The sequence below is a fragment of the Pseudomonas sp. KBS0710 genome, from assembly GCF_005938045.2.
Classification (GTDB): domain Bacteria; phylum Pseudomonadota; class Gammaproteobacteria; order Pseudomonadales; family Pseudomonadaceae; genus Aquipseudomonas.
The window spans coordinates 5462354-5483641 of sequence record NZ_VCCF02000001.1; the positions used below are offsets into that span (position 1 = coordinate 5462354).

Sequence of the window (21288 nt, forward strand, 5' to 3'; positions counted from 1 at the left end):
GGGCGCGGATTATAGCGGAAATCGCTCAAGGTTTAACCAGTTAATATGCATCACAGACGCAACGCACCAAAACGGGTCATTTGCGCAAATTAACGCTACATTGCAGTGCGTTATTTATTCCGCTTCAGCGGATTGCACCGTTATAGGGGCCATTTTGAAGCAAAAAGGCCATGTTGGCGCACTGGCATGCAATTTGCTCTCTTGTGAGGCAGGTTGCCTTGGTCGAGTATTCGCGCCGGCATCACCCACATTCTAAGGGCTAACTCCACTACCCCAGCCCGAAGCCACCCGGAGGACACCATGTCGAAGTCGGTTCAACTCATCAAAGATCATGACGTTAAATGGATTGATCTGCGCTTCACGGACACTAAAGGTACTCAGCACCACGTGACCATGCCGGCTCGTGACGCGCTGGATGATGCGTTCTTCGAAGAAGGCAAAATGTTCGACGGTTCCTCCATTGCCGGCTGGAAAGGCATCGAAGCTTCCGACATGATCCTGATGCCGGACGACAGCACTGCCGTACTCGACCCGTTCACCGAAGACCCAACCCTGATCATCGTCTGCGACGTGATCGAGCCTTCGACCATGCAAGGCTACGACCGCGACCCACGTGCGATCGCCAAGCGTGCCGAGGAATACCTGAAATCGACCGGTATCGGCGACACCGTATTCGTAGGCCCGGAGCCAGAATTCTTCATCTTTGATTCGGTCAAGTTCAAGTCCGACATCTCCGGCTCCATGTTCAAAATCTTCTCCGAACAAGGTTCGTGGATGTCCGACCAGGACATCGAAGGCGGCAACAAAGGCCACCGTCCAGGCGTTAAAGGTGGTTACTTCCCGGTTCCGCCGTTCGACCACGACCACGAAATCCGTACCTCCATGTGCAACGCCATGGAAGAAATGGGCCTGGTTATCGAAGTTCACCACCACGAAGTGGCGACTGCCGGCCAGAACGAAATCGGCGTGAAGTTCAACACCCTGGTGGCCAAGGCTGACGAAGTTCAGACCCTGAAGTACTGCGTACACAACGTGGCTGATGCCTACGGCCGTACCGCTACCTTCATGCCTAAGCCACTGTACGGCGATAACGGTTCGGGTATGCACGTTCACCTGTCCATCGCCAAAGATGGCAAGAACACCTTCGCTGGCGAAGGTTATGCCGGCCTGTCCGACACTGCCCTGTACTTCATCGGCGGTATCATCAAGCACGGTAAGGCCCTGAACGGCTTCACCAACCCGTCGACCAACTCCTACAAGCGTCTGGTCCCAGGTTTCGAAGCACCGGTAATGCTGGCCTACTCGGCGCGTAACCGTTCCGCTTCGATCCGTATTCCTTACGTGTCCAGCCCTCGCGCTCGCCGTATCGAAGCTCGCTTCCCGGACCCGGCGGCCAACCCATACCTGGCCTTCGCTGCACTGGTAATGGCTGGCCTGGACGGTATCCAGAACAAGATCCACCCAGGCGACGCCGCCGACAAAAACTTGTACGACCTGCCGCCTGAAGAGGCCAAAGAGATCCCACAAGTGTGCGGCAGCCTGAAAGAAGCCCTGGAAGAGCTGGACAAGGGCCGTGCGTTCCTGACCAAAGGCGGCGTATTCAGCGACGACTTCATCGATGCCTACATCGAGCTGAAAAGCGAAGAAGAAATCAAAGTACGTACCTTCGTACACCCACTGGAATACGAGCTGTACTACAGCTGCTGATCCGGTAGCGCCGCTTAACGCGGCGTAACGAAAAAGACCTCCCTCGGGAGGTCTTTTTTTTGCCTGGCGTTTAGCGAGCCGGGGCGTGGCGGTCGAGCATTTTGCCAACCATCAAGGTGCCGAGGGCACTGAGCTGGTGAATTGCCAGGACGGTATCGCGGTGCTTGCCTTCCAGCGCCTCGGACAAATCAAGCAACAAGGTGCTGACCGAGGAGAAGGCTTCGAAACTGTTGATCAGCAGGGATTCGTCGTCGCTGCCTGTGTCGATGGTGAAAACGGTCGGAGGCGGATTTGGGGTTGGTTTGAACATGTCTTAACTTCCTCGAATGAAGCCGCCATCGACTCGCTACTAAACGATAGGGTGGCAGCTGTGCGCAGGTTAGTAGACCGGGGAAGTTAAGCAAAAGCCGGCGCACCCGAAGGTGCCCTACGCACAGCCGCCATAAAGGTCGGAGTGGTACGACTTAACTTAACCCTCAGGCTACTAAACCTGATCGCTGATGAGCAGCGACCGAGCAACCTTAGAGACGACAAGCCAGCCGTACAAGCCGGCGGATTCTGGCGCACCTGTAGGCAAGCACGCAAGTTAAGGTAGCCTCTGGCTGACACTGCCCAAAATCTGCAAACCCAATCAAAATGTGGGAGCGGGCTTGCTCGCGAAGGCGGCGTATCAGTTAATGCATCGGGTGACTGACACACCGCCTTCGCGAGCAAGCCCGCTCCCACAAGGAGATCTACGTTGAAACATAGATTTGCATTCGCCCTGTTATTCGCCTGCGCCACAGCCAGCGCAGCGCCGCCCACTCTGGAACCCTTGCTCAACAGCATCGCCGAGCGCCTGGAGATTGCCGATCAGGTAGCCCTGAGCAAATGGGACAGCCACAAGCCCGTAGAAGACAAAAAACGCGAACAAGAGGTAATCGCCAGCGTCACCGCCCAGGCGCCCAACTACAAACTGGACCACGCCGCCGCCGAGCAGTTTTTCTCGGCGCAGATCGAAGCCAACAAACTTGTGCAATACACCCACCTGTCCGACTGGCAGTTCCAGGGCAAAGCCCCCGACGACCCGCGCCCGGATCTGGTGAAGCAGATTCGGCCGCAACTGGACCAACTGCAAAAAACCTTGCTGCAGCAACTGGCCGACTTCACCCCGCAGCGCGCCGACCCGCAATGCCCGCAGTGGCTGGCTGCCGCCGTGCATGAGCCGCTGAATGATCCGCTGCGCCAACTGGCAATGATCCGCGCCACCGCCGAGCTGTGCATCTACAAAGGTTAAAGCCTGCAAACCCAATCAAAACCTGTGGGAGCTGGCTTGCCTGCGATAGCGGCGGCACATTCAACATTGCTATCGCAGGCAAGCCAGCTCCCACATTGACCCAGTTCCTCCAGACAGTTTCTCGCTAGCCCTCACTTCCTGAACAGACTTTCCAAAACCGCACTATATTGGTGCGACAGCCTGCACACTTCCCACCCATCCAGCCCATTTTGGTTCGATTCTTCCCGAGCCAGCTGGCAGAACGCCACAGTTTCGCGCCTAAAACCCTTATTTCAGGGGTTTAACGCTTCTTTTCGGAGCCTTGGTTTGGTTTTTGCATTTTCCTTGTATCAGCGTGTGCCTCAAGCCCGCGCCTTGCTCCAAAAGAGGTCCCGATGACCATCAGCGATGCACTGCACCGTTTGTTACTCGACAACCTGACCACCGCGACCATTCTGCTCAACGACGACCTACGTCTTGAGTACATGAACCCGGCGGCGGAGATGCTCCTGGCCATCAGCGGCCAGCGCAGCCATGGGCAGTTCATCAGCGAATTGTTCACCGAGTCGGCCGAGGCCTTGAGTTCGTTGCGCCAGGCCGTGGAGCAGGCGCACCCGTTTACCAAGCGCGAAGCGATGCTCACCGCCCTCACCGGCCAGACCCTGACCGTCGACTACGCCGTGACCCCGATCCTGAGCAATGGCGCAACCCTGCTGCTGCTCGAAGTACACCCGCGTGACCGCCTACTGCGCATCACCAAAGAAGAAGCGCAGCTGTCCAAGCAGGAGACCAGCAAAATGCTGGTGCGCGGCCTGGCCCATGAAATCAAAAACCCGCTCGGCGGCATTCGTGGCGCGGCGCAGCTGCTGGCACGTGAGCTGCCGGAGGAACACCTCAAGGACTACACCAACGTCATCATCGAGGAGGCCGACCGCCTGCGTAACCTGGTGGACCGCATGCTCGGCTCCAACAAGTTGCCGTCCCTGGCGATGACTAACGTGCACGAAGTACTGGAGCGCGTTTGCCAACTGGTCGAGGCCGAAAGCCAAGGCTGCATCACCCTGGTGCGCGACTACGACCCGAGCATTCCCGACGTATTGATCGACCGCGAGCAGATGATTCAGGCGGTGCTCAATATCGTGCGCAATGCCATGCAGGCCATCAGCAGCCAGAACGAGCTGCGCCTGGGCCGCATCAGCCTGCGCACCCGCGCCCTGCGCCAGTTCACCATCGGCCATGTGCGCCACCGCCTGGTCACCAAGGTCGAGATCATCGACAACGGCCCGGGCATCCCAGCCGAACTGCAGGAAACCATCTTCTTTCCCATGGTCAGCGGCCGCCCGGACGGTACCGGGCTGGGCCTGGCCATTACCCAGAACATCATCAGCCAGCACCAGGGCCTGATCGAATGTGAGAGCCATCCCGGCCACACCACGTTCTCGATCTTCCTGCCATTGGAACAAGGAGCCCCCACGACATGAGCCGTAGTGAAACTGTCTGGATCGTCGATGACGACCGTTCTATCCGCTGGGTCCTCGAGAAAGCCTTGCAACAGGAAGGCATGACCACCCAGAGCTTCGACAGCGCCGACGGGGTGATGAGCCGCCTGGCGCGCCAGCAGCCGGACGTGATCATCTCCGACATCCGCATGCCCGGCGCCAGTGGCCTGGACTTGCTGGCGCGCATCCGCGAGCAGCACCCGCGTTTGCCGGTGATCATCATGACCGCGCACTCGGACCTGGACAGCGCTGTCGCGTCTTATCAGGGCGGTGCCTTTGAATACCTGCCCAAACCGTTCGACGTGGACGAGGCCGTGGCGCTGGTCAAGCGCGCCAACCAGCACGCCCAGGAACAACAAAGCCAGGAAGCCCCGCCGGCCCTGACCCGCACCCCGGAAATCATCGGTGAAGCACCGGCGATGCAGGAAGTGTTTCGCGCCATCGGGCGTTTGAGCCACTCCAACATCACCGTGTTGATCAACGGCGAGTCGGGCACCGGTAAAGAGTTGGTGGCCCATGCACTGCACCGTCACAGCCCACGGGCGGCTTCGCCGTTTATCGCGCTGAACATGGCGGCGATTCCCAAGGACTTGATGGAGTCCGAGCTGTTCGGCCATGAAAAAGGCGCGTTCACCGGCGCGGCCAACCTGCGTCGCGGGCGCTTTGAACAGGCCGACGGCGGCACGCTGTTCCTGGATGAAATCGGCGATATGCCAGCGGATACCCAGACACGCTTGCTGCGTGTATTGGCCGACGGTGAGTTCTACCGCGTCGGCGGGCACACGCCGGTCAAGGTTGATGTGCGCATTATTGCGGCGACCCACCAGAACCTCGAAACACTGGTACACGCGGGCAAGTTCCGTGAGGACTTGTTTCACCGTCTTAACGTAATTCGCATCCATATCCCACGAATGTCGGATCGCCGCGAAGACATCCCAACCCTGGCCCGCCACTTCCTCAGCCGCGCCGCGCAAGAATTGGCGGTGGAGCCGAAGCTGCTCAAAAGCGAGACCGAGGAATACCTCAAGAACCTGCCATGGCCGGGCAACGTGCGCCAGCTGGAGAACACTTGCCGTTGGATCACGGTGATGGCGTCCGGGCGCGAAGTACACATCAGCGACCTGCCGCCAGAGCTGTTGAGCCTGCCGCAGGATTCGGCACCGGTGACCAACTGGGAGCAAGCGCTGCGCCAATGGGCCGACCAGGCACTGGCACGCGGCCAGTCCAACCTGCTGGACAGCGCCGTGCCGGCGTTCGAGCGCATCATGATCGAAACCGCCCTGAAGCACACCGCCGGCCGCCGCCGGGATGCCGCGGTGTTGCTGGGTTGGGGCCGTAACACCTTGACGCGTAAGATCAAGGAGTTGGGGATGAAGGTCGATGGTGGGGATGATGATGAGGGTGATGAGGCTTAACTCTCAAAACCACGGAAGAACCCATGTGGGAGCTGGCTTGCCTGCGATAGCATCACCAAGGTGTAACTGACACACCGAGGTGCCTGCATCGCGGGCAAGCCCGGCTCCCACACAAAGCAGCTCCCACATTTATTTTGTGTCAGGCCAAACGACTGTGCACCGCTTCAATGCACCATGAACTAGCATCGCGCACATCCAGCCAGCCTGAAACGCCCGCCGAATCAACAAAAAATCAAATCGCAAAAACAGCAAAGCCCCGTATTCCGGGGCTTTGCGCTTTCTGGCGAAATTTTTTGGCACACATTGCAACTTCTGGCACGCGCCCTGCAATAACCCTTACATCGCCCAGTTTCGGGGACCTTGGTACAGGCAGGCCGAGAATCCCCTCTTTACACCCGGGGTGCTTGATGCGGATCGCGTCGCGCCCCACACCCGTTTCGGGAACCTCGGTACAGGCAGGCCGGGGATTCCCTCTTTAACACCGAAGCCTTCATGGCTTCACCCCGTTTTGGGAGCCCTGGTACAGGCAGGCCGGGAACTCCCTTCTTTACACCCGGGGCTTATGCGGCACAGCGCCCATAGCCCCAGCTCGCTTTGGGAACCTTGGTACAGGCAGGCCGGGGATTCCCTCTTTTATTCTTCGCGCAGATGGATCTGCAGCCGCCATCGGCCATCGGCCTTCTCGCCTTTCCACTCCCCGCGCAACGGCCGAGCCGCCACCAGGTTCAGCAGCAAGCCGCCATCGGTTTTGCGGATGCACCAGTTCACGTCCTTGTCATTGACCTTGAGTTGCCCGCTGGCAGCCTTGCCTTGCGCGTCGAACAGCACTGCAACGGTGCCGTCGACGTGTTCGCCGTGCAGCTTGGGCTCGCTGTTGAACCACACCACCACGCCGTCCGCCGCTGTTTCTAGCTGCTGCAACTCGACCGGGTCGGGCGTGGTCAGGCGGCCGATCATCAGGCCCACCATCAAGCCGACAATCGCCAATGAGCCCATCACCCGTGGCAATAGCTTCGGCCTTGGGTCGTCTTCAGGGGTAGAATGCAGCGCATCTTTGCCTTCGGAGCCGTGCATGTTTCACGTCATCCTTTTTCAACCAGAAATTCCGCCGAATACCGGCAACGTTATCAGGCTGTGCGCCAACAGTGGCTGCCACCTGCATTTGATCGAGCCGCTGGGCTTTGACATGGACGACAAGCGCCTGCGCCGCGCCGGGCTGGACTACCACGAGTACGCCACGCTCAAGCGCCACGCCGACCTCGCCAGCTGCCTGGAGAGCCTGGGCCACCCACGGTTGTTCGCGTTCACCACCAAAGGCTCACGGCCGTTTCATGATGCCAGCTTTGCCGAAGGCGACGCCTTCCTGTTCGGCCCGGAAAGCCGTGGCCTGCCGGCGGAGGTGCTTGATGCCCTGCCCGATGGCCATCGTCTGCGCTTGCCGATGCGCGAGGGTTGCCGCAGCTTGAACCTGTCCAACACCGTGGCCGTCGCGGTCTATGAAGGCTGGCGCCAGCTCGGCTTCAAGTAACGCATAAAAAAATGTGGGAGCAGACCTGTGTGGGAGCTGGCTTGCCTGCGATGCAGTCACCTCGGTGTATCAGTGATACTGAGGTGATGCTATCGCAGGCAAGCCAGCTCCCACACAAGCCCGCTCCCACATTTGATCGGTGTCGTTGCTCAGAACAGCTTACTGAACAGTCGACGAACCTTCCTGTTGCATACGCTGCAGCTCTTGCGCGTACAGGGCATCGAAGTTCACCGGCGCCAGCATCAGCGCAGGGAACGAGCCACGGGTGACCAGGCTGTCCAGAGTCTCACGGGCATACGGGAACAGGATGTTCGGGCAGAACGCGCCCAGGGTGTGGCTCATGGACGCTTCGTCCAGGCCCTGGATCAGGAAGATACCGGCCTGTTGCACTTCAGCGATGAAGGCTACTTCTTCGCCGTTCTTAACAGTAACGGACAAAGTCAGCACGACTTCGTGGAAGTCGCCTTCCAGAGCCTTTTGACGGGTGTTCAGGTCCAGTGCAACGCTTGGGGTCCATTCCTGACGGAAGATGGCCGGGCTTTTCGGCGCTTCGAACGACAGGTCACGCACATAAATCCGCTGCAGCGAAAACTGTGGGCCTTGAGCTTCTGCTGCTTCGGTGTTCTGTTGGTCAGTCATCGCAGATCCTTCTTGATCTTGGGGTCTTTTAGGGTTTAGGAGTCAGACGAGCAGCAGCGCATCGAGTTTACCGGCGCGCTCCAGAGCGAACAGGTCATCGCACCCACCGACATGCTTGTCGCCGATCCAGATCTGCGGTACGGACGTGCGTCCCGCTTTCTTGGTCATCTCGGCGCGCACTTGGGGTTTGCCGTCGACCTTGATCTCTTCGAAAGCAACACCCTTCTTCTCAAGCAGGGCCTTGGCCCGCATGCAGTAAGGGCACCAATCGCTGGAGTAAACGACAACCTGGCTCATATCACTTCACCAGCGGCAGGTTATCGGCCTTCCAGCTGCCGATACCGCCGGACAGTTTGGCGGCAGTGAAACCGGCCTTGAGCATCTCGCGGGCGTGGGTGCCGGCGTGCTGGCCTTGGGCGTCGACCAGAATAATGGTCTTGGCCTTGTGTTTTTCCAGCTCGGGCAAGCGTGCGATCAGCTTGTCCTGTGGAATGTTCAGGGCGCCAACGATGTGGCCGGCGGCAAAATCCTTGGCCGGGCGGATATCCACGACAACGGCCTCATCCTTGTTGACCAGTGCGGTCAGCTCCGACGTGCTCAGGCTGCGGCCACCGCGGCTCATTTCATGAGCGATCAGCAGCGCCAGCAGGATGACGAAGACACCCGCGAGCAAGTAGTGGGCAGTGGCAAATGCAATCAGGTGATCAACCATCAAGGAGGTTCCAGGGCGTTAAAATGGCGGTAAGTATACACAGCCGTCAGGGGCGGCCAACCCCCGTAAAGCGGTGACGTGGTCTGAACTTCGCTTTAAACTGCGACTCCCTTTTCAATTGTCTTCCTTTATTAACGCCGCGAGAGGATCTATGACTACTACGCCTAAACCTTTGGTCCTGATAATTCTCGATGGCTTCGGACACAGTGAAAGCCACCATGACAACGCCGTGTACTCGGCCAAAAAGCCAGTACTCGACCGCCTGACCGCCACTGTGCCCAACGGCCTGATCTCCGGTTCCGGCATGGATGTAGGCTTGCCGGACGGCCAGATGGGCAACTCGGAAGTCGGCCACATGAACCTCGGCGCCGGACGAGTGGTATACCAGGACTTCACCCGCGTGACCAAAGCGATCCGCGATGGCGAGTTCTTCGAGAACCCGACCATCTGCGCGGCGGTGGATAAAGCCGTGGCTGCCGGCAAAGCCGTGCACTTTATGGGCTTGCTGTCCGACGGCGGCGTTCATAGCCACCAGGACCACTTGGTCGCCATGGCCGAACTGGCCTTCAAGCGCGGCGCCGACAAGATTTACCTGCACGCCTTCCTCGATGGCCGCGATACGCCGCCAAAAAGCGCGCAATCGTCCATCGAACTGCTCGACGCCACCTTCGCCGCCCTCGGCAAAGGCCGCATCGCCAGCCTGGTTGGCCGCTATTTTGCGATGGACCGTGACAACCGCTGGGACCGTGTGGCCCAGGCCTACAACCTGATCGCTGAAGGCCAAGGCGAATTTCACGCCGCCACCGCCCAGGAAGGCCTCGAAGCCGCCTATGCCCGTGGCGAGAGCGACGAATTCGTCAAAGCCACCACCATCGGCGAGCCGGTCAAAGTCGAAGACGGCGATGCCCTGGTGTTCATGAACTTCCGCGCCGACCGTGCCCGTGAGCTGAGCCACGTATTCGTTGACGCCGGTTTCAAGGACTTCGAGCGCGCACGCCAGCCGAAAGCCGAGTTCGTAATGCTCACCCAATACGCCGCCAACATCCCGGCCCCTTCGGCATTCGCGCCGGGCAGCCTGGAAAACGTGCTGGGCGACTATTTGGCGAAAAACGGCAAGACTCAGCTGCGCATTGCCGAAACCGAAAAATATGCCCACGTGACCTTTTTCTTCTCCGGTGGCCGCGAAGAGCCGTTCCCGGGTGAAGAACGCATCCTGATCCCGTCGCCAAAAGTCGCCACCTACGACCTGCAGCCAGAGATGAGCGCGCCGGAAGTCACCGACAAAATCGTCGATGCCATCGAACACCAGCGTTACGACGTGATCGTGGTCAACTACGCCAACGGCGACATGGTCGGCCACAGCGGCAACCTGGAAGCGGCCGTAAAAGCCGTGGAATGCCTGGACCTGTGCGTCGGTCGCATCGTCGATGCCCTGGAAAAAGTCGGCGGCGAAGCGCTGATCACCGCCGACCACGGCAACTGCGAGCAAATGTCCGACGAATCCACCGGCCAGGCCCACACCGCCCACACCACCGAGCCGGTGCCATTCATCTACGTCGGCAAACGCGACCTTAAAGTGCGTGAAGGCGGCGTGCTGGCGGATGTGGCACCGACCATGCTGAAGCTGATGGGGCTGGAGAAGCCGAAAGAGATGACCGGTACTTCGATTCTGGTCTGATCCCAGCCTCACCACAAAACCAGTGTGGGAGCGGGCTTGCCCGCGATAGCATTCTGCCAGTCGACTACACAGTTCACTGACACACCGCTATCGCAGGCAAGCCAGCTCCCACATCTGCATGTGGCGTCCGTGAGATATCTTGCTCTCCAGCCCGAATTGGGCGTTTTTTTTGCAGCGCTTGGCGGGCATACTAGGCCGTCCCTTTCCCTGGTGTCGCCCGCCTCTATGCTTCGCGCCTTGATTACCCTCGCTCTAGTCTGCTTGCTCCAACCGGCGTTTGCCGATGAGCGCGCACAAACCCAACAACAGTTGGACGCTACGCGTCAGGACATTACCGAGCTGAAAAAACTGCTCGGCAAGCTCCAGGAAGAAAAATCCGGGGTGCAGAAAGACCTGCGCGGCACGGAAACCGAGATGGGCAAGCTTGAGAAGCAGGTCCAGGAGCTACAAAAAGAATTAAAGAAGAGCGAGTCGGAACTGGAGCGACTCGACGCTGAGAAAAAAAAACTCCAGAGCGCACGCGTTGAACAGCAACGCCTGATCGCGATCCAGGCCCGCGCCGCCTACCAGAGCGGCCGCCAGGAATACCTCAAGCTGCTGCTCAACCAGCAGAACCCCGAGAAATTCGCCCGCACCCTTACTTACTACGACTACTTGAGCAAGGCGCGCCTGGCGCAATTGAAGGGCTTTAATGAAACCCTGCGCCAGTTGGCCAATGTCGAGCAGGAAATCGCCGACCAGCAGTCGCAACTGATGGATCAGAAAACCGCCCTCGACACCCAGCGCGACCAGTTGGACAAGGTGCGCAAAGAGCGCCAGCAAGCCCTGGCCAAGCTCAACGATGACGTGAAGGCCCGCGACGCCAAGCTCCAGGCCCGCGAGCAGGACCAGGCAGACCTGGGCAAAGTGCTCAAAACCATCGAAGAAACCCTGGCGCGCCAGGCACGTGAGGCCGAAGAAGCGCGGCAGAAAGCGCTGATCGCCCAGCAGGAAGCGGAAAAAAAGCGCCAGCGTGAAGCCGAGCTGGCCGCCACCACTGACGCGCCGGCGCCGCGTAAACCGGCGCGTGCAGCGCCTGGGCCGCTGGTTTCCAGCTCCGGCGAGAACTTCGGCGGCCCTTTTGCTTCAGCCCGCGGCAAACTTCCATGGCCAGTTGATGGTCGATTACTGGCACGCTTTGGTGAAACCCGTGGCGATGACACCCGCGCCAAGTGGGATGGGGTGATGATCAGTGCCGCTGCCGGCAGCCAGGTCCACGCCGTTCACGGTGGCCGTGTGGTATTTGCCGATTGGCTGCGCGGCGCCGGTTTGTTGGTGATTCTTGACCACGGAAATGGCTATTTGAGCCTTTATGGCCACAATCAGACATTACTCAAGTCGGCAGGTGATGTTGTAAAAGCCGGTGAATCCATCTCCACTGTCGGTAACAGTGGTGGCCAGGACACCCCGGCGCTGTACTTCGCTATTCGTCAGCAGGGCCGCCCGAGCGACCCTGCACAATGGTGCCGTTCCCAAGGATAGGGCTGCACCTACATTAGGAGTTCGTTCGACATGCTGCATTTGTCCCGCCTCACTTCGCTGGCCCTGACGATCGCCCTGGTGATCGGCGCGCCGCTGGCTTTTGCCGACCAGGCTGCACCGGCACCCGCCGCCACCGCCGCGACCACCAAGGCGCCGCTGCCGCTGGACGAGCTGCGTACCTTTGCCGAGGTCATGGACCGGATCAAGGCAGCCTATGTCGAACCCGTAGACGACAAGACCCTGCTGGAAAATGCCATCAAGGGCATGCTCAGCAACCTCGACCCGCACTCCGCTTACCTGGGGCCGGAAGATTTTGCCGAACTGCAGGAAAGTACCAGCGGTGAGTTCGGCGGCCTGGGCATCGAAGTCGGCTCCGAGGATGGCCAGATCAAAGTGGTCTCGCCGATTGATGACACCCCTGCGTCCAAGGCGGGCATTCAGGCTGGCGACTTGATCGTGAAGATCAACGGCCAGCCGACCCGTGGCCAGACCATGACCGAAGCCGTCGACAAGATGCGCGGCAAACTCGGCCAGAAAATCACCCTGACCCTGGTGCGCGACGGCGGCAACCCGTTTGACGTGACCCTGGCCCGCGCGACCATCACGGTCAAGAGCGTGAAGAGCCAGTTGCTGGAGTCGGGCTACGGTTACATTCGTATCACCCAGTTCCAGGTCAAGACCGGCGACGAAGTGGCCAAGGCCTTGGCCAAGCTGCGCAAAGACAACGGCAAGAAGCTAAATGGCATCGTGCTCGACCTGCGCAACAACCCAGGCGGCGTACTGCAATCGGCGGTGGAAGTGGTCGACCACTTCATCACCAAAGGCCTGATCGTCTACACCAAAGGCCGTATCGCCAACTCCGAGTTGCGCTTCTCGGCCACCGGCAACGACCTGAGCGAAGGCGTGCCATTGGCCGTGCTGATCAACGGCGGCAGCGCTTCGGCGTCGGAAATTGTCGCCGGTGCCCTGCAAGACCAGAAGCGCGGCGTACTGATGGGCACCACCAGCTTCGGCAAAGGCTCGGTGCAAACCGTATTGCCGCTGAACAACGAGCGCGCACTGAAGATCACTACGGCGCTGTACTACACGCCGAACGGTCGCTCGATCCAGGCCCAGGGCATCGTGCCGGACATCGAAGTGCGCCGGGCCAAGATCACCAACGAGGTCGACAGCGAGTACTACAAAGAGGCCGACCTGCAAGGTCACTTGGGCAATGGCAACGGCGGCGCCGACCAGCCGACCGGCAGCGCCACCAAAGCCAAGCCGATGCCGCAGGACGATGACTACCAACTGGCCCAGGCGCTGAGCCTGCTTAAAGGCCTGAGCATTACGCGCAGCCGTTGATATGCGTTTTGCCCTGATCATCGCTCTGCTGTGCAGCCTGGCCGGCGTCGCCCACGCGACGCCGGCAGGCGAGCCGCAAAAAGCCTACCTGACCCTCATCATCGACGACCTGGGGCAAAACCTGCCCCGGGATCGTCGCGTGCTGGCCCTGCCTGGGCCAGTGACCACGGCGATCATGCCCGACACGCCCCACGCCGCTGAATTCGCCCGTGAAGCGCACAAGGCCGGCAAGATAGTGATCCTGCACATGCCCATGGACCCGGCCACCGGCCCGTTCGCCTGGCACCCCGAGCTGCCCATCGAAGAACTCGGCAAGCGCCTGGACGCCGCCTTCAAGGCTGTGCCCTACACCGCCGGCATCAACAACCATATGGGCAGCCGCATGACCGCCCAACCAGCCGCGATGGCGTGGTTGATGGCCGAGCTGCAACGGCGCAACAAGTTCTTTGTCGACAGCCGCACCAGCGCGCAGACCGTCGCCGCCGCCGAGGCGCAGAAGATCGGCCTGGCGCATGTCTCGCGGGATGTGTTCCTGGATGACGAACGCACCGAAGCGGCGATTGGCACGCAACTGCAAACCGCAATCAAGCTGGCGCACAAACAAGGCTCGGTGGTAATGATCGGCCACCCTTACCCACAGACCCTGGCAGTGCTGGAGCGTGAGTTGCCCAAGCTCAAGGCGCAGGGCATCGACTGGATTGATATCAAGTTGATGATCAGTGTGCGCAGCAACCAAGCCATGGCGGCACACGGCAAAAACGGTACGTATCTTCCGGCGCGTAGATAGTTACCGCTCGGTACCGACTGCCCTGCTCAATAGTTGATGCTCCCATCAACTGGAGAGCCCTCCATGAAGCCTCTGCAATTCAATGACCTGCTCATCAGCTTTACCAGCGAGTTTCTACCGCTGTGGAACGACAAGGGTTCGGGCGCGCATAAAGCCGTCGGCCTCTGGCGGCCGAGCACCGCCTCCGATGCCCTGAGACCGTTTTTTACCTTGGGTGATATTGCGGTCAACCACTACCGCAATATCAACTACGGCAACGTTGTCGCCGTCGTCAGCGACGTGAACAGCGTCGACGGCACGGCCCTGCGTGCGCCAGTCGATTATCAATTGGTGTGGGAGGATGAAGGCTCCGGAGCGCTGGGCAATGCGTCCATCTGGCGCCCGCTGCCGCCAGAGGGCTATGTGGCGATGGGGCTGGTGTACGGCGTGGACTACGACAAACCCTCACTCCATGCCGTGCGGTGCGTGCGAAAAGACCTGGTGATGGCCGCTCAAGCGGGCGAATTGATCTGGGACGATAAAGGCAGCGGCGCCACCAACGACTTGAGCCTCTGGTCAGTGACACCTCCCCATGCACCTGCGGGCGAAATATACCTCGCGCCCGGCACCTTCATCGGCAATGGCAGTTATGCCAGGCCAAGCCTTGAGGCCTATTCACTGCGCCTGACATTGACAGCGCTGTTGCACGACCTGCCGCCACCACCCGCGCTCAGCGGGTACGAAAGCCCGGGCAATGATGAGTCCATCCACGCGCCTCAGGTGTGCGAGCTGCCATGGTTCTGTGTCAAAGACCCGGAGTTGGCTGTGATCGAACAGTTTCAGGCATCGCCCATCTACCGCCTGGAGCGCACGGACCGTCACCTGTGTGTCGGTTTCGGGCACAACACTGAGGCTACCAGCCAGCCATTCATGTGGACGGCCGCAAAAGGTGAAGTAGAAGGGACTGCCAAGGCACTGGCGGCCAACACCAGCATCGGTATGGGCAAAGAGTGGCCGGTGGGCGAACACGTCTTCGAATTGAGTTTTTCGGCGCACCTGGATCGCGACTTCACACACACGCAGCGCTCAGCGAAAGGCTGGAACCAGGCTTCGTCGCTGGAAATCATCACTTATGTTCCGCCAAAAAAAGCCGTTGCGGCGTACCTTGTCCAAAGCGAATACCGCCTGCTGCGACAGGACGGCAGCCAGGTTTCAAGCACGGCCAGCTATACCAATGGTGACAACATCTACATGAGCGATTATCCAAACGCCGAGGTGCTGCCTGATGAACAGCCTCTACCGGTAGAAGTGTCTCAACCAGAGCCCGAACTAGAGGTAACGGGCCATGATCTGATCGACACCACCCTCACCCCGTAACTGGTCGAGTGCTGCCTGAAGCTTGGCCACCACCTCATCCGGCACGTCTTTATTCAGCGCCAGGTACAACTGGGCGCTGTTGAAGCGCAGCACGGTTTTCAGTTGGGTCACCCCCACCTGGCGGGCCAGATAACGGCCCGCCGGATCACCGGTGGCCCACAGGTCGATCTGGCCATCCACCAGTTTTTGCGCGTTGTCCTGGTCACGCAGTGCGACGATAGGCTTAAGGCCCTGCTTTTCCAGGGTCTCGGCAATGGCGTCACCCTTGTAGGCGCCGATCTTGTAACGATGGGCCTGTTCAAGGTCTGTCAGTTCTATCTTGCTGTCGGCCTTGGCCAGCATCACCCAATCATCCGGGCCGATGGGGCCGACCCATTTGAACAGGGCTTCGCGGTCCGGCAGGCGCGCCATCACAAAGACGCCATAGCCGGGTTTTTCCAGGGCGAGTTTGTAGATTCGCTCCCAAGGAAAACGCAAAGTCAGGTTGTAGGAAATGCCGGCACGCTTGAACGTCTCGCGCACGATATCGACGGCAATGCCCTCGATGTTTTCTTCCTTCGCGAAGTTCTTGCCGTTTTTCGCCATGTTGTAGGGCGGGAAGTTTTCCGTCAGCAACACCAGGGAGGCGTCGGACGGTTCCTCGGCACGAGCCGAGCCCGTCAACAGAATGGACGTACTGGCGAGGGCAAGCAGAAGGGTCTTGAACATGAAGGCTACCGGAATCCATGGCAAGCGCAGAGAGTGCCCCGCGCCTGCCAGGGTGTCCAGCAGCGTTTAGCGAACGACGATACCGCGCGCAGCCATATAGGCTTTAGCCTCAGGCACGGTGTATTCGCCAAAGTGGAAAATGCTCGCCGCCAGCACGGCACTGGCGTGACCTTCGATCACGCCGTCGGCCAGGTGCTGCAGGTTGCCAACGCCGCCGGAGGCGATCACCGGAATGCCCAGCGCATCGCTGATGGCACGGGTCACGCCCAGGTCGAAACCGTTTTTCATGCCGTCCTGGTCCATGCTGGTCAGCAGGATTTCACCGGCGCCCAGGGCTTCCATCTTCATCGCCCACTCCACCGCGTCCAGGCCGGTGGGTTTGCGACCGCCATGGGTGAAGATCTCCCAGCGCGGGGTTTCGCCCGGGCCGGAGACTTTTTTGGCGTCGATGGCGACCACGATGCATTGCGAGCCAAAGTGCTGCGCGGCTTCGCCGACGAACTCCGGGTTGAACACGGCAGCGGTGTTGATCGAGACCTTGTCCGCACCGGCGTTGAGCAGGTTGCGGATGTCTTGCACGGTGCGCACACCACCGCCCACGGTCAGCGGGATAAACACCTGGCTGGCCATGCGCTCGACGGTATGGAGCGTGGTGTCGCGGCCGTCGACGCTGGCGGTGATGTCGAGAAAGGTAATCTCGTCGGCACCTTGCTCATCATAGCGACGGGCGATTTCCACCGGGTCCCCGGCGTCGCGGATGTTCTCGAACTTGACGCCCTTGACCACGCGACCGTTGTCGACGTCCAGGCAAGGGATGATGCGTTTGGCCAGCGCCATGGTCAGTCCTCAGCCGTTGTAGGCGTCGCAGTAAGCCTGGGCTTCGGCGACGTCCAGAGTACCTTCGTAGATCGCGCGGCCGGTGATGGCGCCGATAATGCCGGGCGCCTTGGCGTCCAGCAGCGACTTGATGTCACCCAGGTTGTGAATGCCACCGGAGGCGATCACCGGGATCCTGGTCGCGGCGGCCAGCGCTGCGGTGAACGGCACGTTGCAGCCCTGCATCATGCCGTCTTTGGCGATATCGGTATAAACGATGGCGGACACGCCGTCGGCTTCGAACTGCTTGGCCAGGTCGATGACCTGCACGGTGCTGATTTCAGCCCAGCCGTCGGTGGCGACGAAACCGTCTTTGGCATCCAGGCCTACGATGACTTTACCGGGGAACGCGCGGCAGGCTTCGGCCACAAACGCCGGGTCTTTCACGGCCTTGGTGCCGATGATTACGTAGCTCACGCCAGCCTTGACGTAGTGCTCGATGGTTTCCAGGGAGCGAATGCCGCCGCCGATCTGGATCGGCAGGTTCGGGTAGCGCTTGGCGATGGCGGTAACCACTTCGCCATTGACTGGCTGGCCTTCGAAGGCGCCGTTCAAGTCCACCAGATGCAGACGACGGCAGCCCCCTTCTACCCATTTGGCAGCCATGCTCACCGGGTCATCGGAGAACACGGTGGAATCTTCCATGCGGCCTTGGCGCAGGCGTACACAAGCGCCGTCCTTGAGATCGATAGCGGGGATAATCAGCATCTGGCAAACCTTATTCGATATTCAGCAATGCTTGGGAAATCAGGGTTTCTCAAGCGACCACAAGTCGCTTTCGATGCTTTCGAACCTTTCTTTAAGGAGCGTCTGCGTGTCGAAAATCGCCCTGTTGTAATAGTGCGGCGCCACTTCGGTGGTGAACAGCTCAAGAATCTCGGCGACCTCGAACGAGCCTAACTTAAGCTCGAAACGGTCCTCCATGAAACGCTTGATCTTGTCGGTAGCCTCACGCTCCTGTTCGGGCGTGAGGTTCAAGATCGGCGGCTTCGGCTTCTTGGCCATTACCAGCGACCATCCCACGCGGCGAAGTTCTGCAGCAATTGCAGGCCATGGGTATGGCTCTTCTCCGGGTGGAACTGCACGGCGAAGCGCGAACCGTCGGCCAGCGCTGCGGCGAAGTCGACGCCGTAATGCCCGCCGCCCACCACCTGGCCCGGGTTACCGGCATTGATGTAGTAGCTGTGCACAAAGTAGAAGCGCGCCAGGTCAGGGATGTCGTGCCACAGCGGGTGTTCGACGGTCTGGCTGACTTCGTTCCAACCCATGTGCGGCACCTTCAAGTGCTCGCCGTCTTCGTGCAAATCTTTGCCGAAGAACTTTACCTGGCCGGGGAACAGGCCGATGCAGTCGACGCCGCCGTTCTCTTCACTGCTGTCGAGCAAGGCTTGCATGCCCACGCAGATGCCGAGGAACGGGCGGTCCTGGCTGACTTCGCGCACCAGGCTGTCAAAGCCCAGGCGGCGGATCTCGGCCATGCAATCGCGAATCGCGCCAACGCCTGGAAATACCACGCGGTCGGCTTCGCGAATCACATTGGCGTCGCTGGTGATCAGCACCTTGCCGGCGCCCACGTGCTCGAGCGCCTTGGCCACCGAGTGCAGGTTACCCATGCCGTAATCGATAACCGCGACCGTCTGCATTACAGAACGCCCTTGGTCGACGGCATTTGCCCGGCCATGCGGTCATCCAGCTCTACGGCCATGCGCAGTGCGCGGCCGAAAGCCTTGAACACGGTTTCGATCTGGTGGTGAGTGTTGGTGCCGCGCAGGTTGTCGATGTGCAGGCTGACGAGTGCGTGATTGACGAAGCCCTGGAAGAACTCCTGGAACAGGTCGACATCGAAGCCGCGGCCTACATTGGCACGCGTGTAAGGCACGTGCATCTGCAGGCCTGGGCGGCCGGAGAAGTCGATGACCACACGCGACAGCGCTTCATCCAGCGGGACATAGGCATGGCCGTAGCGACGGATACCTTTTTTGTCGCCGATGGCCTTGGCAAACGCCTGGCCGAGGGTGATGCCCACGTCTTCCACCATGTGGTGATCGTCGATGTGCAGGTCGCCCGTACCGACGATTTCCAGATCAATCAACCCATGACGGGCGATCTGGTCCAGCATGTGCTCAAGAAAAGGTACACCGATTTTAAATTCGGCCTTTCCGGTGCCATCCAGGTTGATCGAGGCTTTGATCTGGGTTTCCAGAGTGTTGCGCTCGACGGACGCCTTACGTTCAGCCATTACCAGCTCCGCAAAATCATTGGGCGAAAAAGGCAGCCATTATAGGGGCGCGGGCGCTAAACAGAAACATCGAAGGGGATAAGACTGATGGAGTGTCGGAGATAGACATGTGCATACAAGCAGGCGCTCCAGGATGGTGCGCCCAGCCGCTCTCTTGAAACGAGTAGAGATCCAGTGTGGGAGCTGGCTTGCCTGCGATGCAGACACCTCGGTATTTCAGTTACACCGTGGTGATGCTATCGCAGGCAAGCCAGCTCCCACACAAGCCCTGTTTCTACAGGGGGTTGCGGTGTTAGTGGAACAACACCGCCGTCTTCTGCAGAGTCACCCACACACCCCACGCCAACGGAATACCCACCACTAGCCAAGCGGCAATGGCCATCGGCACAGTACCAGGAGCCGCTTTCCACTCCAGCGAAGTGCTGGCATCGGCGCCTTTGTCATGGCCCAGCGCCTGTTCGGCAGCCAGTTCGGCGTCGGTCATGAAGTACTTGTCGGCCACCGGGCGCACCAGCAGGTTGCAGAGGAAACCCAGCACCAGCAGGCCTGCGAGGATGTACAAGGTGATGTCGTAGGCCGCAGCGCGCGGAACGCCGATGCTCAGCTGATACTCACGCAAGTAGTTCACCAACACCGGGCCCAGCACGCCCGCCGCCGCCCATGCGGTCAACAGGCGACCGTGGATCGCGCCGACCATCTGGGTGCCGAACAGGTCGGCCAGGTACGCAGGCACGGTCGCAAAACCGCCGCCGTACATCGACAGGATGATGCAGAACGCCGCCACAAACAGCGCCACGTTGCCCAGGTGCCCCAGGTTCGGGATCAGCGCGTACAGGGCAAAGCCCAGGGCGAAGAACACGAAGTAGGTATTTTTACGGCCCAGGTAGTCGGAGAACGACGCCCAGAAGAACCGGCCACCGATGTTGAACAGGCTCAACAGACCAGTGAAACCTGCAGCGATGGCCGCAATAGAGGCCAACTGGCCCGCGTCCAGTTGACCGAACGGCACATCCACACCCAGCAACTTGCCACCGAATACTTCCTGCAGCAGCGGCGAAGCCATGCCGAGGATGCCGATACCGGCGGACACGTTCAGGCACAGCACCAGCCACACCAAACGGAATTGCGGGGTTTTCCACGCTACGTTCACGTGCACGTGGCGGTGGGTGATCATCGCGTTGCTGGCTTTTTTCGCCGGGGCGGTCCAGCCCTCAGGCTTCCAGCCGGTCGGCGGCACGCGGTACGACAGTGCGCCACCGATCATGAACACGAAATAGATCACGGCCATGACCACAAAGCTCTGCCACACGCCCACGCTGGTTGGCGAGGCGAAATGGCCCATCAGCGCTGCGGCCAACGGTGCACCCACCATTGCGCCACCGCCGAAGCCCATGATCGCCATGCCGGTGGCCATGCCGCGCTTGTCCGGGAACCACTTGATCAGCGTCGATACGGGCGAGATATAACCCAGGCCCAGGCCGATACCGCCAATCACACCGGAGCCGATCCACATCAGCCAGATCTGGTGGGTATAAATCCCCAGCGCCGAGATCAACAGGCCGCCGCACCAGCACAAGGCCGAGACAACGCCGGCTTTACGTGGCCCGGCATGTTCCAGCCAGCCACCCCAGATGGCTGCCGAGCAACCCAGGAAGATGAAGAACAGGGTGTAGATCCAGCCCAGCATCGAGATGGGCCAGTCGCACTGGGACGAGAAGACTTGCGCGATAAAGCTCATGTCCGGCGCGCAGGCGACCGGCGCGGTGATACCCAGTGCTTTGGACAGAGGCAGCCAAAACACCGAGAACCCGTAGGCCATGCCGATGCAGAGGTGGATGGCCAGAGCGGCCGGCGGAACCAGCCAGCGGTTGAACCCGGGCTTGGCGATAATGCGCTCCTTGGACAGGAACGCAGGCTGCGCGGCAGTGCTGCCGGCCGCAGTGCTAGTGCTCATTGGTGTTTCCCCCAGTTATTAGTATGTGTCCGTCAGGCGCTCTCTCCCTCGACCTTGCACGCAGAGCGTT

General features: G+C 60.2%; 22 protein-coding genes. 10 read left to right on the forward strand and 12 right to left on the reverse strand.

The genetic code is table 11. The features are described 5' to 3' along the window. Positions 1–300: 300 nt before the first annotated feature. A complete protein-coding gene (gene glnA / locus FFI16_RS24975; protein ID WP_110622433.1) occupies positions 301–1707 on the forward strand; it encodes a glutamate--ammonia ligase in 1407 nt (468 codons plus the stop codon). A 70-nt stretch (positions 1708–1777) separates the two neighbouring features. On the opposite strand, the gene FFI16_RS24980 is transcribed toward glnA, so the two are convergent. Further along, on the reverse strand, positions 1778–2017 hold the full coding sequence (locus tag FFI16_RS24980; protein ID WP_138817249.1) for a DUF6124 family protein: 240 nt from the start codon (positions 2015–2017) through the stop codon (positions 1778–1780). Between the two features lie 429 nt (positions 2018–2446). Between FFI16_RS24980 and FFI16_RS24985 the strand changes: the two genes are divergently transcribed. From FFI16_RS24985 to ntrC, 3 genes are all read left to right on the forward strand, one after another. After that, positions 2447–2983, forward strand: coding sequence for a chorismate mutase (locus tag FFI16_RS24985; protein WP_138817250.1), 537 nt, complete (start codon positions 2447–2449; stop codon positions 2981–2983). A 374-nt stretch (positions 2984–3357) separates the two neighbouring features. Continuing rightward, entirely contained in the window at positions 3358–4443 is a 1086-nt protein-coding gene (gene glnL, locus FFI16_RS24990; protein WP_017138631.1) for a nitrogen regulation protein NR(II), read from the forward strand. Beyond that, the gene (gene ntrC / locus FFI16_RS24995) at positions 4440–5876 is read left to right on the forward strand and encodes a nitrogen regulation protein NR(I) (RefSeq protein ID WP_017138632.1); all 1437 of its coding nucleotides are present in this window, start codon (positions 4440–4442) and stop codon (positions 5874–5876) included. Before glnL ends, ntrC begins: the two co-directional genes overlap by 4 nt. 633 nt (positions 5877–6509) lie before the next feature. Here the strand turns inward: ntrC and FFI16_RS25005 are convergent. Beyond that, positions 6510–6950, reverse strand: a complete 441-nt coding sequence (locus FFI16_RS25005) for a hypothetical protein (protein WP_138817251.1) — start codon at positions 6948–6950, stop codon at positions 6510–6512. Between FFI16_RS25005 and FFI16_RS25010 the strand changes: the two genes are divergently transcribed. Further along, positions 6949–7404, forward strand: coding sequence for a tRNA (cytidine(34)-2'-O)-methyltransferase (locus tag FFI16_RS25010; protein ID WP_003171120.1), 456 nt, complete (start codon positions 6949–6951; stop codon positions 7402–7404). The genes FFI16_RS25005 and FFI16_RS25010 overlap by 2 nt on opposite strands. A gap of 159 nt (positions 7405–7563) precedes the next feature. Here the strand turns inward: FFI16_RS25010 and secB are convergent, their stop codons facing one another. From secB to FFI16_RS25030, 3 genes are read right to left on the reverse strand one after another with little or no spacing between them, the layout of a single operon-like run. Further along, positions 7564–8043 carry a protein-export chaperone SecB gene (gene secB / locus FFI16_RS25020; protein WP_012721755.1) on the reverse strand — a complete coding sequence of 160 codons (480 nt, stop codon included), beginning with the start codon at positions 8041–8043 and terminating at the stop codon, positions 7564–7566. A gap of 42 nt (positions 8044–8085) precedes the next feature. Further along, complete coding sequence (gene grxC, locus FFI16_RS25025) at positions 8086–8340, reverse strand: glutaredoxin 3 (RefSeq protein ID WP_056860663.1); 255 nt, start codon at positions 8338–8340, stop codon at positions 8086–8088. A gap of 1 nt (position 8341) precedes the next feature. After that, entirely contained in the window at positions 8342–8755 is a 414-nt protein-coding gene (locus tag FFI16_RS25030; RefSeq protein ID WP_138817253.1) for a rhodanese-like domain-containing protein, read from the reverse strand. A 151-nt stretch (positions 8756–8906) separates the two neighbouring features. On the opposite strand from FFI16_RS25030, the gene gpmI reads away from it, so the two are divergent. From gpmI to FFI16_RS25055, 5 genes are all read left to right on the forward strand, one after another. Further along, a complete protein-coding gene (gene gpmI, locus FFI16_RS25035) occupies positions 8907–10433 on the forward strand; it encodes a 2,3-bisphosphoglycerate-independent phosphoglycerate mutase (RefSeq protein ID WP_138817254.1) in 1527 nt (508 codons plus the stop codon). 225 nt (positions 10434–10658) lie between these two features. Continuing rightward, the gene (locus FFI16_RS25040; RefSeq protein WP_138817255.1) at positions 10659–11954 is read left to right on the forward strand and encodes a murein hydrolase activator EnvC; all 1296 of its coding nucleotides are present in this window, start codon (positions 10659–10661) and stop codon (positions 11952–11954) included. A 30-nt stretch (positions 11955–11984) separates the two neighbouring features. Then, positions 11985–13298 carry a S41 family peptidase gene (locus tag FFI16_RS25045; protein ID WP_138817256.1) on the forward strand — a complete coding sequence of 438 codons (1314 nt, stop codon included), beginning with the start codon at positions 11985–11987 and terminating at the stop codon, positions 13296–13298. A gap of 1 nt (position 13299) precedes the next feature. Next, positions 13300–14085, forward strand: a complete 786-nt coding sequence (locus tag FFI16_RS25050; protein ID WP_138817257.1) for a divergent polysaccharide deacetylase family protein — start codon at positions 13300–13302, stop codon at positions 14083–14085. 63 nt (positions 14086–14148) lie between these two features. Next, positions 14149–15441 (forward strand): Vps62-related protein, encoded by a 1293-nt coding sequence (locus tag FFI16_RS25055; protein WP_138817258.1) that lies wholly within the window; start codon positions 14149–14151, stop codon positions 15439–15441. On the opposite strand, the gene FFI16_RS25060 is transcribed toward FFI16_RS25055, so the two are convergent. The 7 genes from FFI16_RS25060 to FFI16_RS25090 form a co-directional block, all read right to left on the reverse strand. After that, entirely contained in the window at positions 15394–16149 is a 756-nt protein-coding gene (locus tag FFI16_RS25060) for an ABC transporter substrate-binding protein (RefSeq protein ID WP_138817259.1), read from the reverse strand. The two genes, FFI16_RS25055 and FFI16_RS25060, sit on opposite strands and share 48 nt — an antisense overlap. A gap of 66 nt (positions 16150–16215) precedes the next feature. Next, on the reverse strand, positions 16216–16986 hold the full coding sequence (gene hisF / locus FFI16_RS25065; RefSeq protein ID WP_017138643.1) for an imidazole glycerol phosphate synthase subunit HisF: 771 nt from the start codon (positions 16984–16986) through the stop codon (positions 16216–16218). A 9-nt stretch (positions 16987–16995) separates the two neighbouring features. After that, complete coding sequence (hisA, locus tag FFI16_RS25070) at positions 16996–17733, reverse strand: 1-(5-phosphoribosyl)-5-[(5-phosphoribosylamino)methylideneamino]imidazole-4-carboxamide isomerase (RefSeq protein ID WP_008435688.1); 738 nt, start codon at positions 17731–17733, stop codon at positions 16996–16998. Between the two features lie 39 nt (positions 17734–17772). Beyond that, entirely contained in the window at positions 17773–18030 is a 258-nt protein-coding gene (locus tag FFI16_RS25075) for a DUF2164 domain-containing protein (RefSeq protein ID WP_005783916.1), read from the reverse strand. After that, positions 18030–18668: an imidazole glycerol phosphate synthase subunit HisH gene (gene hisH / locus FFI16_RS25080; RefSeq protein ID WP_138817260.1), complete on the reverse strand. Its 639-nt coding sequence runs from the start codon at positions 18666–18668 to the stop codon at positions 18030–18032. The genes FFI16_RS25075 and hisH overlap by 1 nt, the downstream gene beginning before the upstream one ends. Then, positions 18668–19264, reverse strand: a complete 597-nt coding sequence (gene hisB / locus FFI16_RS25085) for an imidazoleglycerol-phosphate dehydratase HisB (RefSeq protein ID WP_138817261.1) — start codon at positions 19262–19264, stop codon at positions 18668–18670. Before hisB ends, hisH begins: the two co-directional genes overlap by 1 nt. Positions 19265–19556: 292 nt before the next feature. After that, positions 19557–21218, reverse strand: a complete 1662-nt coding sequence (locus tag FFI16_RS25090; protein ID WP_065930809.1) for an OFA family MFS transporter — start codon at positions 21216–21218, stop codon at positions 19557–19559. Positions 21219–21288 lie beyond the last annotated feature (70 nt).